This window comes from Wandonia haliotis (assembly GCF_039523435.1).
GTDB lineage: Bacteria > Bacteroidota > Bacteroidia > Flavobacteriales_D > Crocinitomicaceae > Wandonia > Wandonia haliotis.
This window is the reverse complement of record NZ_BAAAFH010000003.1, coordinates 600,195-623,857: the sequence shown is the minus strand read 5'-3', so window position 1 is coordinate 623,857 and position 23,663 is coordinate 600,195. Positions and strand designations below refer to the sequence as shown.

General features: G+C 39.4%; 18 protein-coding genes. 6 read left to right on the top strand and 12 right to left on the bottom strand.

All coding sequences use genetic code 11. The features are described from left to right. Positions 1–26 precede the first annotated feature (26 nt). From ABDZ97_RS03290 to ABDZ97_RS03280, 3 genes are read right to left on the bottom strand one after another with little or no spacing between them, the layout of a single operon-like run. A complete protein-coding gene (locus ABDZ97_RS03290) occupies positions 27–1,037 on the bottom strand; it encodes a radical SAM/SPASM domain-containing protein (protein WP_343785077.1) in 1,011 nt (336 codons plus the stop codon). Further along, positions 1,038–1,661 (bottom strand): hypothetical protein, encoded by a 624-nt coding sequence (locus tag ABDZ97_RS03285; protein WP_343785075.1) that lies wholly within the window; start codon positions 1,659–1,661, stop codon positions 1,038–1,040. After that, complete coding sequence (locus ABDZ97_RS03280) at positions 1,658–2,695, bottom strand: tetratricopeptide repeat protein (protein ID WP_343785073.1); 1,038 nt, start codon at positions 2,693–2,695, stop codon at positions 1,658–1,660. The genes ABDZ97_RS03285 and ABDZ97_RS03280 overlap by 4 nt, the downstream gene beginning before the upstream one ends. A 177-nt stretch (positions 2,696–2,872) precedes the next feature. Between ABDZ97_RS03280 and ABDZ97_RS03275 the strand changes: the two genes are divergently transcribed. After that, on the top strand, positions 2,873–4,579 hold the full coding sequence (locus tag ABDZ97_RS03275) for a phytoene desaturase family protein (protein WP_343785071.1): 1,707 nt from the start codon (positions 2,873–2,875) through the stop codon (positions 4,577–4,579). Here ABDZ97_RS03275 and ABDZ97_RS03270 read toward each other — a convergent pair. From ABDZ97_RS03270 to mgtE, 6 genes are all read right to left on the bottom strand, one after another. Then, positions 4,576–6,054: a hypothetical protein gene (locus ABDZ97_RS03270; RefSeq protein ID WP_343785069.1), complete on the bottom strand. Its 1,479-nt coding sequence runs from the start codon at positions 6,052–6,054 to the stop codon at positions 4,576–4,578. The two genes, ABDZ97_RS03275 and ABDZ97_RS03270, sit on opposite strands and share 4 nt — an antisense overlap. 82 nt (positions 6,055–6,136) lie before the next feature. Next, positions 6,137–7,216 carry a dual-specificity RNA methyltransferase RlmN gene (gene rlmN, locus ABDZ97_RS03265; RefSeq protein ID WP_343785067.1) on the bottom strand — a complete coding sequence of 360 codons (1,080 nt, stop codon included), beginning with the start codon at positions 7,214–7,216 and terminating at the stop codon, positions 6,137–6,139. A gap of 55 nt (positions 7,217–7,271) precedes the next feature. Continuing rightward, positions 7,272–9,140, bottom strand: coding sequence for an LTA synthase family protein (locus tag ABDZ97_RS03260; RefSeq protein ID WP_343785065.1), 1,869 nt, complete (start codon positions 9,138–9,140; stop codon positions 7,272–7,274). 106 nt (positions 9,141–9,246) lie between these two features. Then, positions 9,247–10,092 carry a DUF2911 domain-containing protein gene (locus ABDZ97_RS03255; RefSeq protein WP_343785063.1) on the bottom strand — a complete coding sequence of 282 codons (846 nt, stop codon included), beginning with the start codon at positions 10,090–10,092 and terminating at the stop codon, positions 9,247–9,249. A gap of 105 nt (positions 10,093–10,197) precedes the next feature. Next, on the bottom strand, positions 10,198–11,151 hold the full coding sequence (locus tag ABDZ97_RS03250; RefSeq protein ID WP_343785061.1) for an NAD(P)-dependent oxidoreductase: 954 nt from the start codon (positions 11,149–11,151) through the stop codon (positions 10,198–10,200). A gap of 4 nt (positions 11,152–11,155) precedes the next feature. Next, positions 11,156–12,505, bottom strand: coding sequence for a magnesium transporter (gene mgtE / locus ABDZ97_RS03245; RefSeq protein ID WP_343785059.1), 1,350 nt, complete (start codon positions 12,503–12,505; stop codon positions 11,156–11,158). Positions 12,506–12,812: 307 nt separating this feature from the next. On the opposite strand from mgtE, the gene ABDZ97_RS03240 reads away from it, so the two are divergent. The 4 genes from ABDZ97_RS03240 (at position 12,813) to ABDZ97_RS03225 (ending at position 17,565) form a co-directional block, all read left to right on the top strand. Continuing rightward, entirely contained in the window at positions 12,813–14,393 is a 1,581-nt protein-coding gene (locus tag ABDZ97_RS03240) for a hypothetical protein (RefSeq protein WP_343785057.1), read from the top strand. A gap of 59 nt (positions 14,394–14,452) precedes the next feature. Then, positions 14,453–16,066, top strand: a complete 1,614-nt coding sequence (locus ABDZ97_RS03235; protein WP_343785055.1) for a sensor histidine kinase — start codon at positions 14,453–14,455, stop codon at positions 16,064–16,066. Beyond that, complete coding sequence (locus ABDZ97_RS03230; protein WP_343785053.1) at positions 16,063–16,758, top strand: response regulator transcription factor; 696 nt, start codon at positions 16,063–16,065, stop codon at positions 16,756–16,758. Before ABDZ97_RS03235 ends, ABDZ97_RS03230 begins: the two co-directional genes overlap by 4 nt. A gap of 111 nt (positions 16,759–16,869) precedes the next feature. Next, complete coding sequence (locus tag ABDZ97_RS03225) at positions 16,870–17,565, top strand: energy transducer TonB (protein ID WP_343785051.1); 696 nt, start codon at positions 16,870–16,872, stop codon at positions 17,563–17,565. A 64-nt stretch (positions 17,566–17,629) separates the two neighbouring features. On the opposite strand, the gene fumC is transcribed toward ABDZ97_RS03225, so the two are convergent. Then, the gene (gene fumC / locus ABDZ97_RS03220; protein ID WP_343785049.1) at positions 17,630–19,015 is read right to left on the bottom strand and encodes a class II fumarate hydratase; all 1,386 of its coding nucleotides are present in this window, start codon (positions 19,013–19,015) and stop codon (positions 17,630–17,632) included. 133 nt (positions 19,016–19,148) lie between these two features. On the opposite strand from fumC, the gene ABDZ97_RS03215 reads away from it, so the two are divergent. Continuing rightward, positions 19,149–19,307: a hypothetical protein gene (locus ABDZ97_RS03215; protein WP_343785047.1), complete on the top strand. Its 159-nt coding sequence runs from the start codon at positions 19,149–19,151 to the stop codon at positions 19,305–19,307. Positions 19,308–19,530: 223 nt separating this feature from the next. Here the strand turns inward: ABDZ97_RS03215 and ABDZ97_RS03210 are convergent, their stop codons facing one another. Further along, a complete protein-coding gene (locus tag ABDZ97_RS03210; protein WP_343785045.1) occupies positions 19,531–21,363 on the bottom strand; it encodes a T9SS type A sorting domain-containing protein in 1,833 nt (610 codons plus the stop codon). Between the two features lie 95 nt (positions 21,364–21,458). Further along, on the bottom strand, positions 21,459–23,597 hold the full coding sequence (locus ABDZ97_RS03205; RefSeq protein ID WP_343785043.1) for a T9SS type A sorting domain-containing protein: 2,139 nt from the start codon (positions 23,595–23,597) through the stop codon (positions 21,459–21,461). Positions 23,598–23,663 lie beyond the last annotated feature (66 nt).

Genomic DNA, 23,663 nt, shown 5'->3' with positions numbered 1-23,663 from the left:
GTTTCTTACTTCCGCCGAATTTTACGTTACACCCATACTTTTGCTCCCTCTGAACAGTTCGTACAAATATCGATCTGATTTCGTTGGGTGATGATGGCTTTTCGCATAGCTGTATATTTTTCGCCGAACCAGATTTTACGGAAAGAATGTATTTTCAAATCTCCTAACTGGTGTTGAGCATCCTTATCAAAACAACAAGGGACTAAAATTCCATCCCAGGTAAAAACAGTAGAACTCCACATTCGCCAGCAATGGTTTCCCGTTTTTGCTTTTAGGGAATAAGTACCATCACGATTACGTTTGTATCTGCTATACCTGATATCTGATGGTAGTAATTCATTCCCATTCTTATAATCATATACCTGAACACTTTTCAATCGCACCTCATCTACTCCCAATTCATTTGCCAGCCGGTGAAGTTCTTCAATCTCGTGTTCATTCTGGCGCACTACTAAAAACTGGAAAATAAGATGTGGTGTAGTACTTTTCAGTCTTCTTTTTGCCGCAACTATTTGTCGGGTTCCTTCTATTACCTTTTCCAGTTTACCATGGATCCTGTAATTCTCATACGTATTCTGGGTTAAGCCATCAATAGATATAATCAGCCTGTCTAATCCCGATGTTACAGTTTCCTCCGCTTTTTTCGCTGACAGGAAGTGAGCATTTGTAGAAGTAGCCGTATATATCTTTCTCTTCTTTGCCTCCTGAATCAAGCTGGTAAACTGAGGGTGCAAATACGGTTCTCCCTGAAAATAATAATTGATATAAAAGACTCCGGAACCTACTTCATCCAGAATTTTTTTGTTCATATCCAACTGTAGTCTTCCTGTTTTTCTGGTAAACTGTTTCAATCCGCTCGGGCACTCAGGACACCCCAGATTACATGCTGTAGTCGGCTCAATACTTAACGCATAGGGTGCACCTGCTACTTTTGACAACTTTAAATACCTTCCTAAAAGATAAGAACCTTTCAAAAGGAACAGATTCCACACTCTTTTAAAAGTTAGTTTCCGGATGATATTTAATGTATCTTTCATTCAGACCTGGTTTCTAAGCACCTTGTTTTCCAACTTTGGATAAAGATACAAATCAAACCCTAACTTTCCGGCAACCAGTATCCATAACCATACCTGATCCGGTATAGAAAGCCATACATTTACTCCCAGAAACACAATTCCTGCAACAGCAAATAAAACAAATACCCAACGAGCTATGACAGATAATGAGGATACGGTAAAAAAGCGAAAAGTACCATTCATCAGGAAAGTAAGTTTATAATTCTGATAATTCATCAGAACAATAAGAGGCAACAAAATGATTCCCTGTGGAATTCCCAACTCTTTATAAGTCAGAAAATCCAGTAGCGAAGCCATCAGGTTCATATCCTTATAAACCAACAGGGTTCCCATCTCAAAACCAATCAATCCCACCAGAACAAAAAAATAGTTTGTCAGATAGGGGCGGTAATTCTGAATAGTGAGTTGTTTCCCGGTTCTATACGTGTTTACCTTCCCCGCTTTTACAATAAACAATACCAACGAAGCCAATACATCAAGATAATAGAAAAGCAAAATAAAGTGTAAATCCCACTCCCACCAATAGAAGCCCAGAATTGGAATGAATAACTCACCTACTGCCTGTATTATAATCTGATTTCTCACAATTTCAACAGATCATTAATCTGTTCCTGTGCCCCTTTATACTCCGGATTTATTTTCAAAACGTTCTTAAAACACTCAATCGCTTTATTTCGATTATTTTTTTCCACCTGAGACAACCCAAGGTTGTACCATGCATCCGCATAATTCGGCACTATTTCCAGTGTTCGCTCGAAGAAATAAGTAGCACTATCCATTTCATTCTCCAGAACCAGCTTGATCCAACCCTGATTGTAATAGGCAATGAAATAGGTCGAGTCATACTCCAGAATTTTGCGATATAAATCTTTTGCTTCTGTTTCTCCATTATGATACTGGAGGAACAATGCCATCCCATGTAATGCTTCTAAACCAGCCGTATCAATTTCATGAGCGGCTTTATAATACTCATAAGCAATCGGGTCATTTTTCTGTTCAAACAAGTTTCCCAGTGCTATAAATCCACTATAAAAGTCCGGATCCATTTCGACAGCGGTCTGATACGAAGAAATCGCCAGTTCAGTCTTGTTTTGTGCCCTAAACATTAGCCCTTTTAATTCATAAGCATCTCTCAGGAACTTATCTCTTTTCAATGCCTCGTCAGCAAATTCGAATGCTTTTTCGTAGTAGTCTTCTATCGCATACGTTCGCGCCATCCCCAAATAAGCCTGTGCGTTGGAGGGATCATTTTCAATAACATAATTGTAATCTTTTCGGGCTGCAAGTACTCTCGTCATCGCCAACATGTAATCTCCATGTGCTTTTCGCACATCCAAATCCAGAGAATCCAGACGAAATGCTTTTGACATATCTGAGAACCCCTCATCCAATCTATTTATACGCATCAAAAGCAATGCCCGCTCCGTCAATAATTTTGAGTTGTCCGGGTCAGACGCCAACTGCCTCTCAAGATCAGCTAATTTTTTCTCATGGTCAACTGTTTCTTCAACTACTGTTACGGTCTCCTTGCCTTCTTCCTTTTCCTCCGGTTTATTTTTTGTTTCGTCACACGAAACTATTAAAAACAAGGTAAACACCAGAGATATCGTTATTTTCATGAATTTCATTTCATCGTTTTCTTTGTAAGAACGTAAAATTACTAGATTTTGTTGAACTAGGACTGCCAGCTCACTAGATATTCTACCCCGTTCAAAAAGTAAATTGCTGTCTGATAAAAACAAAATCAGGCCTGTAGTGTTCTCCTTTATAGTATATTTACAACTCATTACAAAACTGTGAAAGAACAAGTCAAAAGTCATTACGATGTAGTTATAATAGGAGCCGGAGTAAGCGGTCTGACATCTGCCGCTCTGTTAGGAAGAGCCGGTCTCTCTGTTGCTGTACTTGAAATGGATGCCCGTCCCGGCGGTTATCTGGCAGGGTTCAGACGTAAAAACTATCGGTTTGATTCAGCAATTCACTGGTTGAATCAATGTGGACCAAAGGGCTTTGTGCACCGTATCTTTGGAGCAATCGGAACGGATTTCCCTGAAACGAAAGATCAGGTTAACATCCGACGGTTTATCACACAGGATATTGATTTTCTTCTTACAAATACGCCTGATGATTTAAGGGATGAGCTTATACGAGAGTTCCCTCACGAAAAGAAAGGTTTACTTCGATTTTTTGGCACAGCAAAAAAAATGGCAGGAGCTTTTGCTAACTATTCAACCAATTTCAGAGATATGCAAACCCGAAATGTATTCGGGAAAGCCTATTACGGGTTAAAATTGGCAAAGTTCGGACTTACCTTTGTTCCTCATGTATTTTACGGGGGAGAAAAAGGTGTAATAAAAGGACTTAAAAAATATTTTTCCGATCCCAAGCTTTTGCAAATCTGGGCAGCAGAAGAGGATCTTTTATCCTGCTTAATTCCCATTGCCTGGGCATATAATAAAGATTATCAACTTCCACCGAAAGGTGGTGGGCAGGTTTTCCCCGAATGGTTGGAATACGTTACCAAATCACTCGGCAATCAGATATTTTATCAGACAAGAGTAAAAAGAATAGTTCATCAGGGTGACAAAGCCACACACATACTGGCAGATCACAAAGGAAATGAACTGGCTTTCTCTGCGGATTATTTTGTCGCAGCTTGCGATGTCGAGACACTTTATGAGCGTATAATGGATCCGGAACTATCTGATGCCGGGTTTCTTAAGAAATTAAAAAATGCTGAATTGTATAGTTCGGCTGTCACGCTTTCCATTGGTCTCGATTGCCCTGCAGAAGAGCTTGGTTTCAGAGATGAAATGTTGTTAATTGTAGACGCAACTGTTAAACGTTCTGATCACAATGCCGGTGATCCGCATAAAAGTGATCTGAGCGTCCTTGCTCCTACTACACGCGACAAATCAATGGCACCGGAGGGGAAAGGAACGCTAACAATATATGCACCTGCCCATTTTCACCAATACAATAACTGGGGGATTGATTATGACGAAAACGGGAATATTGTTCGCGGAGAACGGTATAAAGAGGTAAAACAGGAATATGCAAACATTCTGATAGCAAGGGTAGAAAAAGCTATGCAAACAGATATCAAGTCACATATTGCTTACCTTGATGTTGCTACTCCCATTACACATTACAGATATACCGGAAATAAAGATGGAACAATGATGGGAGCCCGCCCCGGAAAAAATAATTACCAGGCGCGTATTGCCCACTATAAAACACCTTTGAAAAATGTTTTATTAAGTGGACATTGGGCCAACCTTGGTGGAGGTGTTCCTATTGCTGTCTCAACAGCTGCCAATTCCTCCCTGCTGATTTTAAAGCAAAGCAAACCCAAAATTTTCTCTGCACTGGGAGCTTATTTCGATGGCAGAATTGATAAAACAAAGCTGGATAAAACTCCGGGGATTATACATTATGCTGAAGATTGGCGAATGAAACCTACTCCGGCAGAAAAGAAAACGGAACGGGAAAAAGACGCTTAATCAAGCCTTATCACTCGGTTTTGCTTTACTCTTTCACCCATTAAGAATACTGACCCATTCTTAAACTGGTTAGCCGTTCCCGGACGAAAGTTCATTTTCAGATCAGCTTTATATATTCGTTTCTTTTCTACTTCTCCCTCTTCACTGACTACAACCATTACTCCCGAGTTTTTCCGATAGTTACTCATTATCCGGTAATCGGAAGGAGAAGTAAGATGTTTGTTGAAATTTTTATCGTTGTCGTTGTATAAAACTGCTATTTTATCCGGATACTCAGCCAAAAACACAGAAGAATACATACCCATATCGTTATTTGTAACCTGGTATTTGGGAATTACTATATTCCGGATCGGAACTCCGGTTTCATCAAGAATATTGACAAAGACTTCCTGAAAATAATATAAATCCGTATAGGATGTTATGTCCGTACGCATATCATATCTCGGGTTAACCTCTTTATAACTTCTCTCTCCTACTACCACATAATTTCCGTTTGAAAACCGGTGGAGTTTTAGCAATTTGACGTTGGTTAGTGATAAGTTTGAATAATCGGTTAAATGAAAATCCCTAATCGTAATTTCTTCCAATACCGCATCCCGTATTTGTAAATCAGGTGTCAGAAATACAGTAAAAATGCCACCGATTTGCTCTTCCGGCTCATTGGAAAAATAACCTGCAACCACTAAATCATTTCCGGACTTAAGTAGCTCTATCTGTTGAATCCATTCGTTCTCCAACCTTAACTCAAGCTCTTCCACCTTCCGGTTTGTTACATCGAAGCTTAATACAGTAAACTTGTTGTTTTCCTTAATGATATTAAACTCATTTGAGATATTCATTTTCTGCTCAGCCAGACAATAAATCCTGTCAGGCGCATCAGAAAGAAGTGTCAGAAAACTGAAATTATTGTCTTTATTCGGCAATTCCACATCCCATGACCAGTTAAAGTTCAATGCTGCGTCAAAATTTTTAATCGTAATTTTCTGATTTTGAAAACTCTCAAACGGGTGCAACGTCATCACTGTCAAGAATGAATCAGAGGTATCCCCGATAATATGAAACTCTGTTCCGGGAGGATTATTCGCAGCCAGTGTATCAAGACATATCGGATCAGCTTGATTCCCCTTTTCATCCACTTTATGGGCCATCAGAAATCTTTCTTTTGTTTTCCTGTTCTTCGCTTCAGACAATAGAAAAACTCCTCCTTCTAAAGACACAATTTCAGTCGGAAACCATTCTATATCCTCATCAACAGGAGGTGTGATATCCACCTGTCCGATTTGTTCAAGACTATTTCTGTTATACCCGGATAAATAGATGGATCGTAATCTTCGCAACCCAAATTCTGTTTCAACGCCATATACTGTCGAATCCTTTATCCCGAAAAAGCCCTGAAACTGTATTTTGGAATTCGTTCTGAAAACCGGACCTGTATATCCTTGTTCCTGTCCGTTAATCAGCAGGAATACAAACATAAAAAAAGAGGTAATCAACAACCGGCTCATTACTCCGAAGATAAGGAAGTTTTTTCACCCGTTAATCGTCTGATTTGAAAATCTACTTGAGAATGCGGTTCTCTTCGTTGGCAACCTTATTTTTATTTGCCAACTGACCACAGGCAGCGTCTATATCTTTTCCTCTGCTTCTTCTCACATTTACAATGATGTTTCTTTCTTCAAGAAATGCCGCAAAACGATCCACCCTTTCCGGTGCAGCCTGTTTGAACTCGCCATCGTCAATAGGATTATACTCTATGATATTCACTTTACAGGGTACATTTTTACAGAAAACGGCCAGTTCTGCCGCATCTTCTATTCCATCATTGAAATCCCGGAAAATGATGTATTCGAACGTCACTCGTGTACCGGTTTTATCGTAAAAATACTTTAACGCCTCAGCAAGTGCTTCGAGATTATTTGTATCGTTAATCTCCATGATTTTGCTGCGTTTCATGTCATTTGCAGCATGAAGCGACAAAGCAAGGTTAAATTTCACCTCATCGTCTCCGAGTTTTTTAATCATTTTGGCAATTCCGGCAGTAGATACGGTAATACGTCGGGGAGACATTCCCAATCCTTCTTCTGAAGTAATCAGTTCTACCGAACGAAGTACATTTTTATAGTTGAGGAGAGGTTCACCCATCCCCATATAAACAATATTCGAAAGTGATTGATCGTATCTTGTTTCCGCCTGATTTTTGAGATAAACTACCTGATCTACAATCTCTCCTGCTGTAAGATTTCGTAGCAATTTGAGTCTTCCCGTCGCACAAAATTTACAGGCGAGACTACAACCCACTTGCGAAGAAATACACGCTGTAGTTCTCGAAGAAGTCGGTATTAGCACACCTTCCATTACCTGATTAGTTCCTGTAATAGAAAAAGCACATTTAATGGTCTTATCCGAACTGATCTGTTGATCATCCAGTGTAATTCCATCGATAAAGAAATGATCCTCCAGTTTTTTCCGTAACTCTATTGACAGGTTGGTCATTTCTTCAAATGAGCGGGCATTTTTTTTCCACAGCCACTCATACACCTGTTTTGCACGGAATTTTTTCTCTCCCATCTCTTCCATTTTGGTCTGAAGAGCAGGAAAATCAAGATTTCTGATATTTAGTCCCGAAGTGTTTACCATTTCACTGCAAAGTTACGACGAAAATTACAGTTGATCAGCATAATCCTGAAATGAATCAAAGTGCTTTAAATTCTTCCCAAAGTACTTTCAGATACTTTCGGGTTTTATCCATCTTTTCATTGATTTGTTCTTCCGAAAAAGTATTTGCTGTAAATCTTTCGGCATTCATAAACCAGAACATATCTCCGTCCTCATCTTTACATCCGTATCCCAGTGAGCTGGAATAAACGGCAAACGGATAAAAGTCGGGACTCATAATGTCTCTACTCCAGGGATAATCGTCCGATGGAATCTCCATTTGGTACAACAACGTGGCAACAAAATCTGACTGTGTCGCAATTTTGTCCATATCAAAACCACGAAACTCTTCCGTAATCAATGGTCCCCAAAACAACAACGGGACTCTGAAATACGACGCGGCTGTTGCATTCTGATTAGTTGGTGTCGTCCGACCATGATCGGCTACAAACACAAAAAGTGTGTGCTCAAACCACTCTTCTTTTCGGCAATTTTCCACAAATTCATATAACGCGTGATCCGCATACCGGATACTATTCATAATTCCCGCTTCATCTCCTTTCCAGAAGTGCTTCCACTTTTCAGGAATATCATACGGAGAATGTGTACTTCCGGAAAATGCAATTTGCAAAAACGGCTCTTTGGTTTGGTTAATCTCTTGTAAAAACTTTTTGTAGAGATCTTCATCATACACATTAAGCACACCTCTTTCTAATCCAGGGTCAAAATCCTTTTCATCCATCACCTTATCAAATTGGTGATCCAGAAAATACCCCCCTATATTTCCATATTTCAAATCTCCTCCAAACAAATAAGATGAGTAATACCCATACGGTTTAAGTGTCTGATTCAACGATTTAAGTTTTCTGCTCTTCTCAGGATGCATTGTCAGAGAAACCTGAGGAAGAGCCGGGTATCCTCCAAAAATAGCCGCGTTACCAATCTCTGATGTTCCTGCAGCTGCATAAAACTCACTACAATACACCCCTTCACTGATCATCTTATCAAAATGGGGTGTTGTCCCATCGTGCAACCCTGAGTAACTGATCGCGTCTGCTGCCCAACTCTCCAATACAACGACAATTATATTCGGTCGTTTTTCAGCAAGAAAAACAGCAGTATGATCCGCTGTATAACTAAGAACTTCTGTCGTAAATTCGTTTGATTCCTCAAGTGTTACCTCTTCCAAATAATGGTCCAGCTCTACCTTTCCGTAAAGACGTAAACTGTGTAGAAAGAAATAGGTTGAATTTACAGATACATCATTGAGAACCGGATTCACCGAAAACATCGCCGAATTAATCCCAATTGGAATTGGTTGCCACCCCCCTCTTGCACTCAGAAAAGATAAACCACCCAAAACAACCGTCATTCCCAAAACAGATATACTGTTCCGTATGGGAGAAACAGAATGCGAGGGCTCAAACCGAAACATCTTCTTCAGTACTTTTATCCCAAACAGCATTTCAAGAAATACGTACAGGAAAAAGAAAAAATAATTGGCCCCTGTCGCGGTTCGGAATACTTCATCCGGGTTAATTAAATGATTAAATACGCGTACGGAAAGCTTATGCATCCATTCTCCATAGGCGTTTATCTCTCCCACATGGATCATAGAAATCAACAACAAAATAATGATTTGCTCCCATTTCATTACCTGCCAGACAATCTTACGCATCTTACCTTTCGAAAGGTGATACAACAACCAAAAAGGCAATGTAGCCAATGCAATGAATCCGATCATTGCAAGATCCAGACGGAAAGACTGAAAAAATACTCCCAAAAACTCTCCCCATCCTGACGAGAGAACCAGGTCTGCATGATGTATTGAGAAGAGAACCCGTTGAAACGTAAATACCAACCACCAGAATACGATAAACTTCAAAACCTGTTTACTACTATCCAACGTATGTTATTATTGTTTTAAACAAAAGTAACATTAATATAAACAGAAAAACAAAAAAGCCGAAGCGATCTGTGCTCCGGCTCTGAAAACTAAGTTTATTCGGGACTTATTTCCACTTCGCCATTTCCGACTCAATCATACGTTTATAAGAGAACTCTTTTCCGCTCTCTTTTGCTTCTTCTTCTCCAAGTTTAATTGCTTCCTTAGCTGAAGATTTTGCCGAATCGTATTCTTTTTTCGCGGCATAAATTCTTGCCTCAATCAGTTTGTGCAACCATGATGACTTGATTTCATTTGCCTCCTGAATAAACTTCAATCCTTTATCCAGACGTTTTCCTGAATCTGCACAATAACGTGCCGCATTTCTCAATACCATTGCATCCTTTGGATTTTTTGCAATAGCCTCTTCAATTCCGGCCCACGCTTTAGTATCGACATCCACTTCAATAGGAATACGGATTTTTACTTTATCCCACTGCAAAACAAGATTGGCTTTATCCCAAACTACTTCATCAAAATAGAATAACATGTTTTCAGTAAACTGTGCCTCTTCAGGTTTTACCGTAATTGTTAACACGTCATCTTTCGGATCATAGTCATTTGTTCCCCATGATTCGATATTCGAAGAGAACATAACCTGCCAGGTATCCTTTCCGGGCTTTACTAAAATAGCATATTTCCCGGCTTTTAATTCCTTCCCTTCAATCTTAATATTGTCTTCTGTTTCGATCGTTGTTCGTTCGTTTGCACCTACACGCCACATTTCTCCGTAAGGAACCACGTCACCAAAAATCGTTCTGTCTTTTACTCCCGGACGGCTGTATTGTATTTCAATATCCGTCAAACCAACTGTTTGTTCTACCTCTGCTAACGGACTTGTTCTGGGTAACTTCTGCGCTACCGAAGTTGTTGCTATAGCTAAACCAATAGCCATTACTGCTAATCTCTTCATATTGTTCTCTTTTGTTTACAATTCATTCGACACTACCTGAACTTTTCAGGCACTTGTGCACACGAAACTACTAATAAGGGAGGAAAATACAAAGATTCTATCAGGTTATAACGGGGAAATTTCATGTAGTATTTTGTCAGCCAGCACATCACTTAACAAGAAATAACTTTCCTTTGTCCAACCACCAACATGCGGGCTTAAAATTACTTTCTCCGAATCCATCAGCCTTCTGAAACTTTCTGGTAACTGATCTCCTTCAAACATATTTTCAAAGCTTGATTTCTCAAATTCCAATACGTCCAAACATGCTCCTGCAACCTTCCCTGAATCAATCGCTTCCAAAAGATCGGCTATACGAACAATTTTTCCCCGCGAAAGATTGATCAGAAAAAAAGGTTTCGTAAAACGGTTAAAAAAAGATGCATCTGCCCAATACATGGTCTCTTCATTCTGTGGAATATGAAAACTCACCACATCGGCTTCCTCAAAAATACGCTCCATGGAAGATTCTTCGACCTGTCCCAAAGAAAAGCCTGTTTTATACTTATCATACACCAGAACATTCACATCGAAACCACTTAATTTTCTCGCAAAAGCCTGTCCATTGTTTCCGAACCCGATAATTCCAATTGTTTTCCCGTCCAGTTCAATTCCCCTGTTTCCTTCACGATCCCAAACTCCAGAACGAATTTCACGATCTCCCTTCAACAGATTATTGAACAGCGCCAACAACATTCCCAAGGCATGTTCAGCCACAGCATTTCTATTCCCTTCAGGAGCATTAAACAATTTGATATTTTTTTTCTCACAAAATGTAAGATCAATATTCTCCATACCTGCTCCTGACCGGGCGATAAATTCAAGTTTTTCCGCTGAAGAAAGCAATTCAGAATCTAAAGGAAACCGCGAACGAACGACAATTCCTTCGGCTTGTTGTACAAGTATTTTCGCTTCTTTATCTGAAATTTGTGTTGCATCAATACATTGAAAACCTGCTTTTGCAAGTCGTTGTTCAAGTACCTCATGAACAACATCCAGGAAAACAACCTTCTTTGACATGATCTTAGTATAATAATAAACTTACCGCAAAATAAACAAAGAGTCCAACAACATCGTTTAGTGTTGTGATAAAAGGACCTGTAGCCAAAGCCGGGTCAATATTGTAATGATCCAGAATTAGTGGAATCACTGTCCCGAAAAACGAAGCAAAAAGAATCACTGTCATTAATGCAACACTTACCGTTACACCTAATCGGATATCCTGATAAAAAATATAATTAAAGGTAAAGATCAATGCGGCACATATAGCTCCATTAAGCAAGGCTACTGATACTTCTTTTGTCAACCGGGTTTTCAGGTCCGTCGTTCGCAATGTATTATTTGCAAGCCCCTGTACGATCAATGCAGAGGACTGTACCCCCACATTACCTGCCATCGCAGGAATCAGTGTAATATAAATTGCCAGCATTGCATGGAGCGCAATCTGAGGCTCAAAAGTTTTAATAACCTGAGCACCTAAAAGCCCTCCGAAAAGCGCAATTACCAACCAGGGTAAACGCGCACGAGTCAATCTGAAAACACTGGAACGAGCCTCAACATTCCCGGAGATACCGGAAGCCATCTGGTAATCCTTTTCCGCTTCTTCCTGAATCACATCAATAATGTCATCAATAGTAATTCTACCTATCAGCTTGTTTTGTCTGTCAACAACAGGAATACTCTCCAGATTATACTTACTCATCTGTTGCGCAACAAACTCTTTTGTATCGTGTGCCTTAACCGAAATGATCTTTTTATTACTGTACAGATCCTCAATCAACGACTTAGGAGAAGCAAACAACAATCTTTTTAAGGACAGAAGACCGATAAGTTCATTCTTTTCATCAACTACATAAATAGTGTAAACCTTCTCAACTTCTTCCGCCTGGCGACGTAATTCAGCAATGCAACGCATCACGGACCAGTTCATTTGAGCCCGGATGAACTCTTTCTGCATCAATCCCCCGGCTGAATCTTCATCATAATTCAGAAGATCTACAATTTCCGAAGCGACCTCATCATCTTCAATCTGGGAAATAACTTCTTCCTGTATATCTTCGGAAAGTTCCCCCAAAATATCGGCAGCATCATCCGAATCCAGTTGCTCCAGTTGCTCAGCAATCTCTTTGGACGAAAGAATTTTCAAAAACCGTTCTCTGACATCATCTTCCAATTCCATCAGTACGTCCGCTCCCTGTTCATCATCTAAAAGGGAGAAAACATACTTTGCCTCCTGAGCATCCAGCTCATCAATAATCTCAGCGATATCAGCGGGGTGCAGGTCAATTATTGCACTTTCAATAAAACTGCTGTTCCCTTCTTCAACGGCTTGTCTGATTTGTTCTAGAAATTCCTTCGTAACTTCGAATGCCATGCGTTGAAATTTGTGCAAAGGTACTTGATTTGTTTGGAAATGAAAAGTCCCTTTACTCCTTATAAAACAGAAAGTTCGCCTAGGCGAACTTTCTATATGCTATTAATCGAAAAACGCGGAGTAATACTCCTTCCCATTTAAGGGCTTTAAACTGCCTGTATCTATATTGAACCATCAGGTTCGTAACAAATGTGTGAAGGAAAGTCTAATTCTACAAAATTTTTTTTCATATATTCACGATGTCAAACTGACAACAAATAAACATAAAACACATGTAAACCAACAAGTTAACGAAAAAATAACTACGATGACTAAAAACATAACTATTCATCTCGTTCAACTTATTCAGTCGTTAAGCTCCTCCGAAAAACGATCTTTTAAGCTTTTCGCTAAACGATCAGGCAATAGTACGGAAAGTGCAAAATTCATTCTGTTGTTTAACTTTATTGACCGCTCCTCTAATTATGATGATACACTATTTCTGAAAAGACACCCGGAGATCAAAAAGATTCAGCTCCCCAATATCAAGTCTCATTTATATCATCAGATTCTGAATAGTTTGCGGAATTTACATTCCGGTCACTATAAGCTAATGGAACTCCGGGAGAGTCTGGACCATGCCTATATCCTTTACATTAAAGGACTCCATTCTTCAGCCTTACGCATAATTGAACGAACTAAATGTAAAGCCGAACAAGCCAATGATAGAGTGCTTCTACTCGAGCTTATTGAGTTTGAGAAAAGAATTGAAGCTCTTTATATAACCCGGGGATTTAAGGATCGCGCAGCACAGCTGATTGAAGACAGCACCCGGCTCAGTAATCAGGTAAGTAAAACTGTTGCTTATTCCAATTTAACTCTTGAACTGTACGGATTATACACCAAAGTCGGGGTTGTCCGTAACGAAAGAGATTTCCAGGTTATACAATCCATGTTTGAAGACAAACTTCCCAAGTTTGAAGCAGAAGAACTCGGTTTTCATGAACGATTGATGCTTTACAATGCGTATGTATGGTATTATGTTATCACACAGGACTTTTTAATGGGGTACCGATATTCACAAAAATGGGTGGATTTATTCGATGAATTCCCCGCAATGAGAACCATTGAATTTGAGATGTACCTTAAAGGATATAACAATTTACTTCTGGCGCTTTTTAATATCCGGAATCACCCGAGACTTACCCAGGCAATTACTGATTTTGAACAACTCGAAATGCCGGATTACAGAGGTGACAATGTGAATGTACAGTACTATCTCTTTTTGTATACAGCACTTATAAACAAACACTATCTGGAAGGATCGTTCTCTGAGGGAACAAAACTGGCAGAGACTATAGATGAATTCATAGATCGCCATGCACACATTCTCGACCAACACCGAATTATGGTTTTATATTACAAAATCGGCTGCTTATTCTTTGGCGCCGGGATGAATAAAGAGGCGATACGTTATCTCAACCGTGTTATCCAATTTAAGGTACAGGCATGGCGGGAAGATATCCAGTCCTTTGCAAGAATCCTTAATCTCATTGCTCACTATGAGCTGGGGAATGATATTTTGGTGGAGTATCAGGTGAAGTCTGTGTATCGTTTCTTACTAAAAAAGAATGACTTAAACGGTGTACAAATTGAGATTCTGGGATTTCTACGTAAACTACCTTTAAGCTCAAGAGACCAGGAGAGTCTGGCCTTCGGAAACCTTCTTGAAAAACTGGTTGCATTAAGTCATAAACCTTATGAAAAGAGACCCTTCCTGTATCTGGATATTATCTCGTGGTTAGAATCAAAACTAACAGGAAAAACGGTTCAGGAAATTGTACAGTTAAAATTCAAAGAAGAACAGCGTACCGGAAAGCTATTGTATTTCCCTGTTAAAAAAAGTTAAGCCCAGACTAATTTCAAGATTTATGAGTTTTTTTGTTGATAGAATTGTACAATAAATAGTTGGATAAAAGACGACAATATTTCATTATAGCTGTCATTAGTATTGCGCTACTGACATTAATCGCCCTTCAGTTTTTTTGGGTGAAGGAGGCTATTGGTCAGGAAAAAAAGGACTTTGACGAAAAAACACATACTATTCTTGAACGTGTTGCTCTTCGACACGAGAAATCAGAAGAGTATCGTAAGTACCGGGAATTATTGGGACAGAATTTTTCCGGGAAATATAAAGATGTGCTGAAACAGGAATTCCAAAACCTGATGTCGGTAAAAGAAAAGGTCGAGATTAAAGATACCATTATTAACATCAGAGGTGAGGAACTCAACTATCTTATTATAACCGGTAAAGCCGTTGATACGATCACAGGTATTGAGGTTCAACATCGTGTATTAGCAAGAAATGTACAGGAATTCCATGAACTCATCTCCCCTGAAAATAACTACATGTCTCTGGACACAACTGGCAGGATGATGGAATGGGATGTTCGTGCTGCACAAAACCTGTTCAAAAAATCAAAATATATCAACGAGCTGATGGTTCAGGCTTTCAGGGAAGACCTTTTTATGAAATCCAGTGAGCGTATTGACCTCCATTTACTGGATTCCATTCTACAGGAAGAGTTGTATCTGGGAGAGTTAAAAACGTCCTATAAATACAGGGTTATTGACGAAAAGGGAGAAGTATTAAGTGTTCCGGATAGTCTTCCTAATTATTCAAAAGCTTTACAGAAGATCAATCATACTGCCCAATTATTTCCGGCCGAGTTGTTTCATGAACCCCTCTACGTAGAAGTCTTCTTCCCTGACCAAACTACATTCCTATGGAAAAAAATACAGGGAGTTGCCATAACAGCTTTTCTCGTTGTATTACTTATGATCATTTCATACTGGATCATGTACAAAACCCTGTTAACACAGCGCAATCTTTCCGAGATGAAATCAGATTTTATCTCCAACATGACCCACGAGTTTAAAACACCGATCTCTACAATATCTTTGGCTTGTGAAGCATTAAAAGATGCGGACATATCAAAAGCGGACCCGGATGCAACTGCTTCTTTCATTGGTATGATCCAGGAAGAAAACAAGCGTTTAGAGTCACTGGTAGAGAACATTCTCCAAATTGCAATCATAGAAAAAGGTGAATTAAAAATTAATAAGGAAGCTACTGAGTTCAACTCGTTGGTACACGCCGTGCTCAACAAAGTTAAACTCCGCGTGGAATCATTGGGAGGAACATTACACAACGAAGTTGCTATAGGCTCTGCAATGGTGAACGGAGATAAATTCCACCTTACCAATGTCGTCAATAACTTACTGGATAACGCCATAAAGTATTGTGACAAACAACCCGATATCAGGGTTATCACGAAAACAGAGGGGCACCATGTTATTCTGGAGATCATTGATAACGGAATTGGAATGAAAAAAGAGCATCTTTCAAAAATATTTGATAAATTGTACAGAATACCCACTGGTAACGTACACAATGTTAAAGGGTTCGGACTAGGATTGAGCTATGTAAAATCAATTACAGACCTTCATAACGGTAGTATTGATGTGGAAAGTCAACCTGGTGTCGGAACTACTTTCAGGATTAAACTTGAATTATTATGAGTAAACAAAGAATACTACTGGCAGAAGATGATGAAAATCTGGGAAAACTTCTCACAACTTTTCTCAAAGCAAAGGGTTTTGATACGGATCTTGCTGTCAATGGGAAAATTGCATTCGAAAAATTTAATACAAAAAAATACGATTTCCTCATTCTCGATGTAATGATGCCTGAACGTGATGGTTTTGCTGTTGCTGAAGATATTCGGAAAATCGATAAAGAAACTCCTATTTTATTCCTGACTGCCAAATCAATGAAGGATGACAAACTAAAGGGATTCGCCATTGGAGCAGATGATTATCTTACCAAACCATTTTCCATGGAAGAGTTGCTTGCCCGAATCAATGCAATCAACAAACGAATGTCAAAAAATGACACCTCCTCATCACCTGTAGAAACCTTTACTCTGGCATCCGCTTCGTTCAATCCTATTACCAGGGTTCTTAGTATTTCAGGAGATGAAAAGAAGCTTACAACAAAAGAAAATCAGCTCCTTCACCTTTTGTGTAAAAGCCGTCCGGATGTACTGGATAGAGAAGTCGCTTTGCGGGCAATCTGGGGGGACGACAACTACTTTAATGGACGATCCATGGATGTATATATTGCCAAGTTACGAAAATTACTTCGTGACGAAAGTCGTATTGAAATCATTAACATTCATGGCAAGGGATTCCGATTGATCGTTAACGATTAACTTTAACAAAAGTTAACGAAAGAGCACCTGCACACCTTGTAAACAAAGGAGTTTCAACTTTGGCATAAAGATTGAATGTAGATTATTAATGTTTAATTAAAATCTATTAGTATGATCGCAAAAAAAAATCCGAAGTTGAACTTCGAAAGAAGAAGATTCGCCTTCTTCCAAATCGGCTTAATTGTAGCCGGAACTATGACGTTGGTCGCTTTTCGTTGGGCAACACCGACCGGAATTACGGAAAATGAAGAAGTTGCCCCGGAACTAACACGGGAATTTACCTACGACATCATTGAGAAACCCAAAGTCATTGAACAGAAACAACAAGTATCTAAACAGGAACGAACTGTGGCTGTTATCACAGACATTGTAAACCCTGTTGATGACCTCAAGAAAAAAGATGATGGTATTATCGAACCATTTATCGAGCCAGGAAACTTTAAAGTAGGAACCTCTACTTCTCTCCCTCCCGGAGATCCGGTTCTCAGTAATGAGCGTTTTGAAATTGTAGAAGAAATGCCAGAGTTCATCGGAGGAGAAGAAGCTATGATGAACTATTTCGGAAAAGCAATAAAATATCCCGAAATTTCTGTAAGAATAGGAGACCAGGGACGTGTTTATGTCAAATTTCTGGTAAGAGACAATGGAGCCATCAGCGATGTTCATGTCGTTAAGGGAGTAACTCCCGAATTGGATGCCGAAGCTATCCGTGTTGTTAAAAAAATGCCGGATTGGAAACCCGGAAAACAACGTGGACGCCCTGTTAATGTTTGGTATGTAGTACCTATTAACTTTAGTCTGAAATAAAACAATACCCGATCGCAAAAATAGCAAAGGAGGTAGGCAAATATGTTTACCTCCTTTCTATTACTTATACCATATTTTCAGGCTTTACCCATTGGTCATACTCTTCCGCTGTAAGGTACCCCAAACGTACAGCCTCTTCTTTTAGAGTTGTTCCATTTTTATGAGCAGCGTTGGCAATCTCCGCAGCCTTGTAATACCCTACATGCGTATTCAATGCTGTCACTAACATCAATGAGTTATTCAACAATTCATTGATTCGCTTGGTATTTGCTTCAATACCCCGAACACAATTCACCTCAAAAGAACGACAGGCATCACCAATTAATCTTGCTGATTCAAGCAAATTCGCAATCATAACCGGCTTGAATACATTTAATTCATATTGCCCTTGAGAACCCGCAAATGAAACTGTCACATCATTCCCGATGACCTGTGCACACACCATGGTCAGCGCTTCAATCTGCGTTGGATTTACCTTTCCCGGCATAATTGAAGACCCGGGCTCATTGGCAGGCAAAATCAACTCACTAATCCCCGATCTTGGTCCGGATGCCAACAAACGTATATCATTCCCGATTTTATATAATGAAACAGCTATTTGTTTCAATGCTGCATGTGTTTCAACAATTGCATCATGTGCAGCAAGTGCTTCAAATTTATTCTTTGCTGTCACAAACGGTAACTCTGTAAACTCCGCAATTTTTTCCGCAACAAGAACTGCATATCCCTCCGGAGCATTAAGCCCTGTTCCGACAGCCGTTCCACCTAAAGCTAATTCTGAAAGATGTTTCAAGCTATTCTTCAATGCTGTCAATCCATAAGTGAGTTGAGCAGCATAACCCGAAAATTCCTGCCCTAATGTGAGAGGAGTAGCATCCATAAGATGTGTTCTTCCGATCTTAATAATTTTATCAAACTCTGTTGATTTTTTATGAATCGTTTGCTGCAATTGTTCTATTACGGGAATTGTATTTTCCGCCAATAACTTGTATGCTGCAATATGCATCGCAGTGGGAAAAGTATCATTTGACGACTGCGACTTATTTACGTCATCATTGGGTAATACAACTGGTTTATCCTGCCCCGGTTTTCCTCCACTAAGCACGAGAGACCGATTGGCAATAACCTCATTGACATTCATATTTGACTGTGTTCCTGACCCTGTTTGCCAGATCACAAGTGGAAACTGTTCATCATGCTGCCCCGATATAATTTCATCACAAACCTTTGAGATTAGATCTTTCTTTTCTTCACTTAGTACGCCCAAACTATGATTGGCATGTGCTGCCGCTTTTTTTAACACTCCGAATGCATGGATTATTTCAATCGGAATCGAAGCAGGTTGTCCTATCCTGAAATTATTCCTTGAACGTTCTGTCTGAGCCCCCCAAAGTGCATAAACGGGCACCCTGACTTCTCCCATCGTATCTTTTTCTATTCGATATTCCATAATTTTTATTTGTAAAACTGAATTATTTATTACTTTTACAACGTCGGATACTATCAAATTTACGAAAGTTAACCGATAGTTAGAAAACGGGAAATCGCTTTATCCCGTTATTTATGAGAAAAAATAATGTGATATGACAGTAGTTGGAATTGTACTTTTCTTTTTATTTGGCGGAATGGCATTTTGGTTGTTATTGTTCCTTCTTGGATTTGCTGTTCCCTATTGGGTAACATTAGGATTGTTTGAAGCAATTCGCCCAAAAAGAGTATTAGAAGACAACGACGAAGAGTAGGATTTAAAATCTCTTCATAATAGATATTAGTAACCACCTCATATTTGGGGTGGTTTTTTGTTTTTATGTCTCCCCGATATCGGGACTAGACCGAAGTGTTTTTACCTAATATTACCTATACATTCGTGCATTTATGGCATATACCAATCAATTACTATTTTTAATCAACAAAAAAAGAAGGCTACCAAAATTGATAGCCTTCAAAATTATCCTTTATAAAGAATTACTTCTTCACAACAAACTTCTTAGTAACCTTAGATCCGTTAGCAACAAGTGTGTACGTATACATTCCTTCTGCCATTGCTGACGTTGAAATCGCCATTGTGTGAGATCCTGCTGCTACATTTGACTCTTCTGCTGAGTAAACAAGCTTTCCTGCCATATCTCTGATTTCAACTGCTACATCAGAACCTTCGTTCAATGAATATGCGATAGTTGCATTATTAGACGCTGGGTTCGGGTAAAGCGATACATTAGAAGACTCGATTACATTGTCTTCTACGCTTAGATATGTTCCGAAATCCAATCGTACTACAGGAGCATCAACAAGATCCCCGTCAGAAGCAAGACTAATCATTCCTCCATCTCCAACTCCAACTACAGTACCAGAAAGTGTAAATCCTGAAAGAGCAATCGGAACTTCAGATCCAGAGAAGAAACAAGCAACCGGAAGAATGATATCCCCTGCCTGAAGAGAAACAGGAGTCTCAAACTGTACATTGACCAACGTACCAAACTCTGAAGCTTGCATTTCATGTGTCAATGAGATATCAACATACTCATATCCTGTCCCAGGTGTAAATTTGAATAACTGAACAAATAGACCATTTCCTATGTAGGGAGTCGGATCTGCCGCAGGATAAACTCCTACCTGAACTCTTTCCAACATAGCATCTTCGAAGATTTCAAAATCAGCTCCGATCCCCGGATCAAGCGCGTTGTTTGCCCATCCAGTAAAGGCACCAGAAAGAGAACCAGTTGTACCATCAAATCTATCAACTGCCATCACTTTAGATGTTACTTCAAAAGGCTCAACTTTTGTTGCTTTCGAAGGATCTACAAATGGTTGATCACCTGCTACAGTCATTGTAAAATCATACACTCCTTCAGTTGCAGGAATTATGAATCCGTTCGGAGATTCAATAGATAGAGAATCTCCTGCGATTGGAGCAACTGCTACTGCAGATGTTGTATAAGTGTACCCTGAAGCGTTAGACGCTGTAAATGTAAGATTCTGAGCTGTAGATCCATCATTAATAACATCTCCTCCAAACGTGATTTCTGCTGCTCCATCCACCTGAGAAACAGGGAATTTTGTATAATGCAACCCTGCTGCTCCAGCTATTGAATAAACATTAAGAAGTGTAACATCATTCTCATACGCTTCAATAATATTTACATCATCAATCATCCAGGCATAATCCCATGCTCCCTGATATCTGAATCGGACATAAGCGGTTGAACTTCCTCCAATTACTCCTGACATATTTACCTGAACAACAACAGGATTTTCTGTTCCTGAATTCAACGGTATGTCCTGATGTACCTGAACCGTTGTCCAATCAGTACCGTTCGTACTTGCCTCAACAAAACATTCTCCTGCATAAGCGCGGTAATATGATTCAAATTGAATCAATACAGCAGCATTTCCAGTTAAATCAATTGGGTTTGCATTACCAATCCAAGAATTTTGAGTACTGGTACCAGAACCCCAACCATCTGAATCGAACAAGGCAAAATTTCCTCCGGATGTAGATTCAATAACCCCCATTTCAGCAGAGAATTCACCAGTAGGTGCCGCCGTTCCAACAACCCAATCAACAGAAGGAGTAGAACTATTCCCCACACTCCAATCTGTAGGAGTGCTAAAATCTGAAGACCAAATTATATCGCCTTCGGCTTTTGTTTGATAATGATTTGAAATTGACTTACCCTGTGTAGTCAATCCATTTTTTTTCGGATAAGACTCAACGGTATTAACTCCAGTGATTCCCTGACCAAAAAAGACAGAGCACGAGAAAATAGCCGTCGATAATAAAGTTAATTTTTTCTTCATACTTAAGTGTTTTACGCTAATTTACAACATTTTTATATAAAAAAAAAGAGCAGGGTTAAAACCCTACTCTCTTTTATGAAAATTTGTATTGAAGCTTATTTTTTCACTACAAACTTCTTAGTAACCTTAGATCCGTTAGCAACAAGCGTGTATGTATACATTCCTTCTGCCATTGCAGATGTTGAAATCGCCATTGTGTGAGATCCTGCTGCTACATTTGACTCTTCTGCTGAGTAAACAAGCTTTCCTGCCATATCTCTGATTTCAACTGCTACATCAGAACCTTCGTTCAATGAATATGCGATAGTTGCATTATTAGACGCTGGGTTCGGGTAAAGCGATACATTAGAAGACTCGATTACATTGTCTTCTACGCTTAGATATGTTCCGAAGTCCAATCGTACTACTGGTGCCTGAACAAGGTCTCCATCAGACGCAAGACTAATCATTGAGTTATCTCCAACTCCAACTACATTTCCTGCTGTTGTGTATCCTGAGAACGCGATTGGAACAACTGATCCTGTGAAGAAACAAGCAACTGGAAGAATAATATCTCCTGCCTGAAGAGAAACTGGCTCTTCAAACTGAATATTTACCAACCCTCCAAATTCTCCTGCTTTCATTTCGTGCTCCATAGAGATCGCTACAAACTCGTACCCTGTACCAGGAACAAACTTAAACAACTGAACAAAAAGAATATTATCGATATACTCTGCCTCATCATTCACAGCAGAAACACCTACCTGAACACGTTCCAACTCAGCATCTACGAAAATTTCATAGTCTGTTCCGATTCCCGGATCAAGTGCTTCAGTTGCCCATCCTGTAAATCCTCCGTTGAAAGAAGCTGCTGTACCGTCGTAACTATCAACCGCCATCACCTTACTAGTCACTTCAAATGGGTGTGTTTTAACATCATCAGCAGTGTTATTCAATGTAATATCCTCTACCGTAGAAACTTCGATTGTTGCATCACCATTTCCAGTAGAAATAGTAATAACATCTCCTGAAACGTATCCTGAACCGCCATTATTTACGGTAACCGCAGTAACAACTCCTGAACCATCTGTTACAACATCAACAGTAAGACCTGTTCCTGAACCACCTGTTACAGCAACGTCAGTTGCATCTGCATACCCTGTTCCTCCAACTAATGTAGTATTGTCCAACCCTGTAACAACACCCGTAACAGGGTTAGCATTCATTAACTGATATGTAAAGTCATAAACACCAACAGTTGCAGGAATTGTATACCCAATTGGCTCATCAACAAACAATGAATCGAAAGCCAAAGAAACAACTGAAGAAGTAGGTCCATTCTGGTTATACCCAGCAGCATTTGACACATTCAATAACGCATCAATATCCTGACTTCCTACATTTTGCATTTCTGCTCCAAAAGAAACTTTAGTAGCCCCGTCTACCTGAGTAACAGGAATTTTCGTGTATTTCAATCCTGCTGCACCAACAGAACTGAAAATATCATTGATTTTTACATCATTTTCAAACCCTTCTACGATACGAATATTATCAACAAACCACCCGTAAGTAGTATAGGACATACTTGGTCCATTCATTCCTCCGTTCCAGTAAAGACGAACCATAACATTTGAAATGTCACCAGAAAGATAAGGTGCAAGGTTAAATCTACGTGTCATCGGTTTGTCGTATGGTGACCCTCCAGCAGCCGTTAACCTCTCTAAGTCATTGTTTGCTGCAACAGTAATCCAGGAAGTTCCTCCTGTCAAACTGATCTGTACAACCTGAGAATCTGCAAACAAAGCTCCATATTGCTCAAACTCAAGATGAGGAACCGGTACACCTGTTAAATCGATTGAACCAGTATAAGTTAACGTAAAAGGTCCGTCATTAACTTGACTATTATCATTAGGGGCATTATTAACCATTCTAGCAAATTCACCAGAGGTACCCATATCTCCTGAACTAAATGCCCAACTGTTTGCTACAGTTGCTCCAATAGACCAACCGTTTGTCTCATAGCTATTTCCAGGCCCTGCTGCAACCCACTCTGTAGCAGTCTCAAATTCATTTTCCCAAACAGTGTCACCACCTGCTTTTTCAATAGAACCCACATTAAGATTAGGTTTAAGGACAGATGTATATAATTCTGCTCCTTTTGTTACATCTTCTGCTAGTAACATTTTCTTTGCCTGCCCCATAGAAACACCTGAAGCTAAAAGCAAAGTAGAAAATAGAATAACTTTTCTTTTCATGATTATTAAATTAATAAGTTCCGAAATTAATAAAAAAACTCTGATAATCCATAATAAACAGCGCAA

Excerpts from the sequence above, each read along its gene's own strand:
- ABDZ97_RS03240 (WP_343785057.1), top strand. The coding sequence starts at position 12,813 with ATGACTAAAAACATAACTATTCATCTCGTTCAACTTATTCAGTCGTTA.
- ABDZ97_RS03210 (WP_343785045.1), bottom strand. The coding sequence starts at position 21,363 with ATGAAGAAAAAATTAACTTTATTATCGACGGCTATTTTCTCGTGCTCT.
- ABDZ97_RS03225 (WP_343785051.1), top strand. The coding sequence starts at position 16,870 with ATGATCGCAAAAAAAAATCCGAAGTTGAACTTCGAAAGAAGAAGATTC.
- ABDZ97_RS03255 (WP_343785063.1), bottom strand. The coding sequence starts at position 10,092 with ATGAAGAGATTAGCAGTAATGGCTATTGGTTTAGCTATAGCAACAACT.
- ABDZ97_RS03270 (WP_343785069.1), bottom strand. The coding sequence starts at position 6,054 with ATGTTTGTATTCCTGCTGATTAACGGACAGGAACAAGGATATACAGGT.
- mgtE (WP_343785059.1), bottom strand. The coding sequence starts at position 12,505 with ATGGCATTCGAAGTTACGAAGGAATTTCTAGAACAAATCAGACAAGCC.
- ABDZ97_RS03250 (WP_343785061.1), bottom strand. The coding sequence starts at position 11,151 with ATGTCAAAGAAGGTTGTTTTCCTGGATGTTGTTCATGAGGTACTTGAA.
- rlmN (WP_343785067.1), bottom strand. The coding sequence starts at position 7,216 with ATGGTAAACACTTCGGGACTAAATATCAGAAATCTTGATTTTCCTGCT.
- fumC (WP_343785049.1), bottom strand. The coding sequence starts at position 19,015 with ATGGAATATCGAATAGAAAAAGATACGATGGGAGAAGTCAGGGTGCCC.
- ABDZ97_RS03215 (WP_343785047.1), top strand. The coding sequence starts at position 19,149 with ATGACAGTAGTTGGAATTGTACTTTTCTTTTTATTTGGCGGAATGGCA.
- ABDZ97_RS03280 (WP_343785073.1), bottom strand. The coding sequence starts at position 2,695 with ATGAAAATAACGATATCTCTGGTGTTTACCTTGTTTTTAATAGTTTCG.
- ABDZ97_RS03230 (WP_343785053.1), top strand. The coding sequence starts at position 16,063 with ATGAGTAAACAAAGAATACTACTGGCAGAAGATGATGAAAATCTGGGA.
- ABDZ97_RS03205 (WP_343785043.1), bottom strand. The coding sequence starts at position 23,597 with ATGAAAAGAAAAGTTATTCTATTTTCTACTTTGCTTTTAGCTTCAGGT.
- ABDZ97_RS03290 (WP_343785077.1), bottom strand. The coding sequence starts at position 1,037 with ATGAAAGATACATTAAATATCATCCGGAAACTAACTTTTAAAAGAGTG.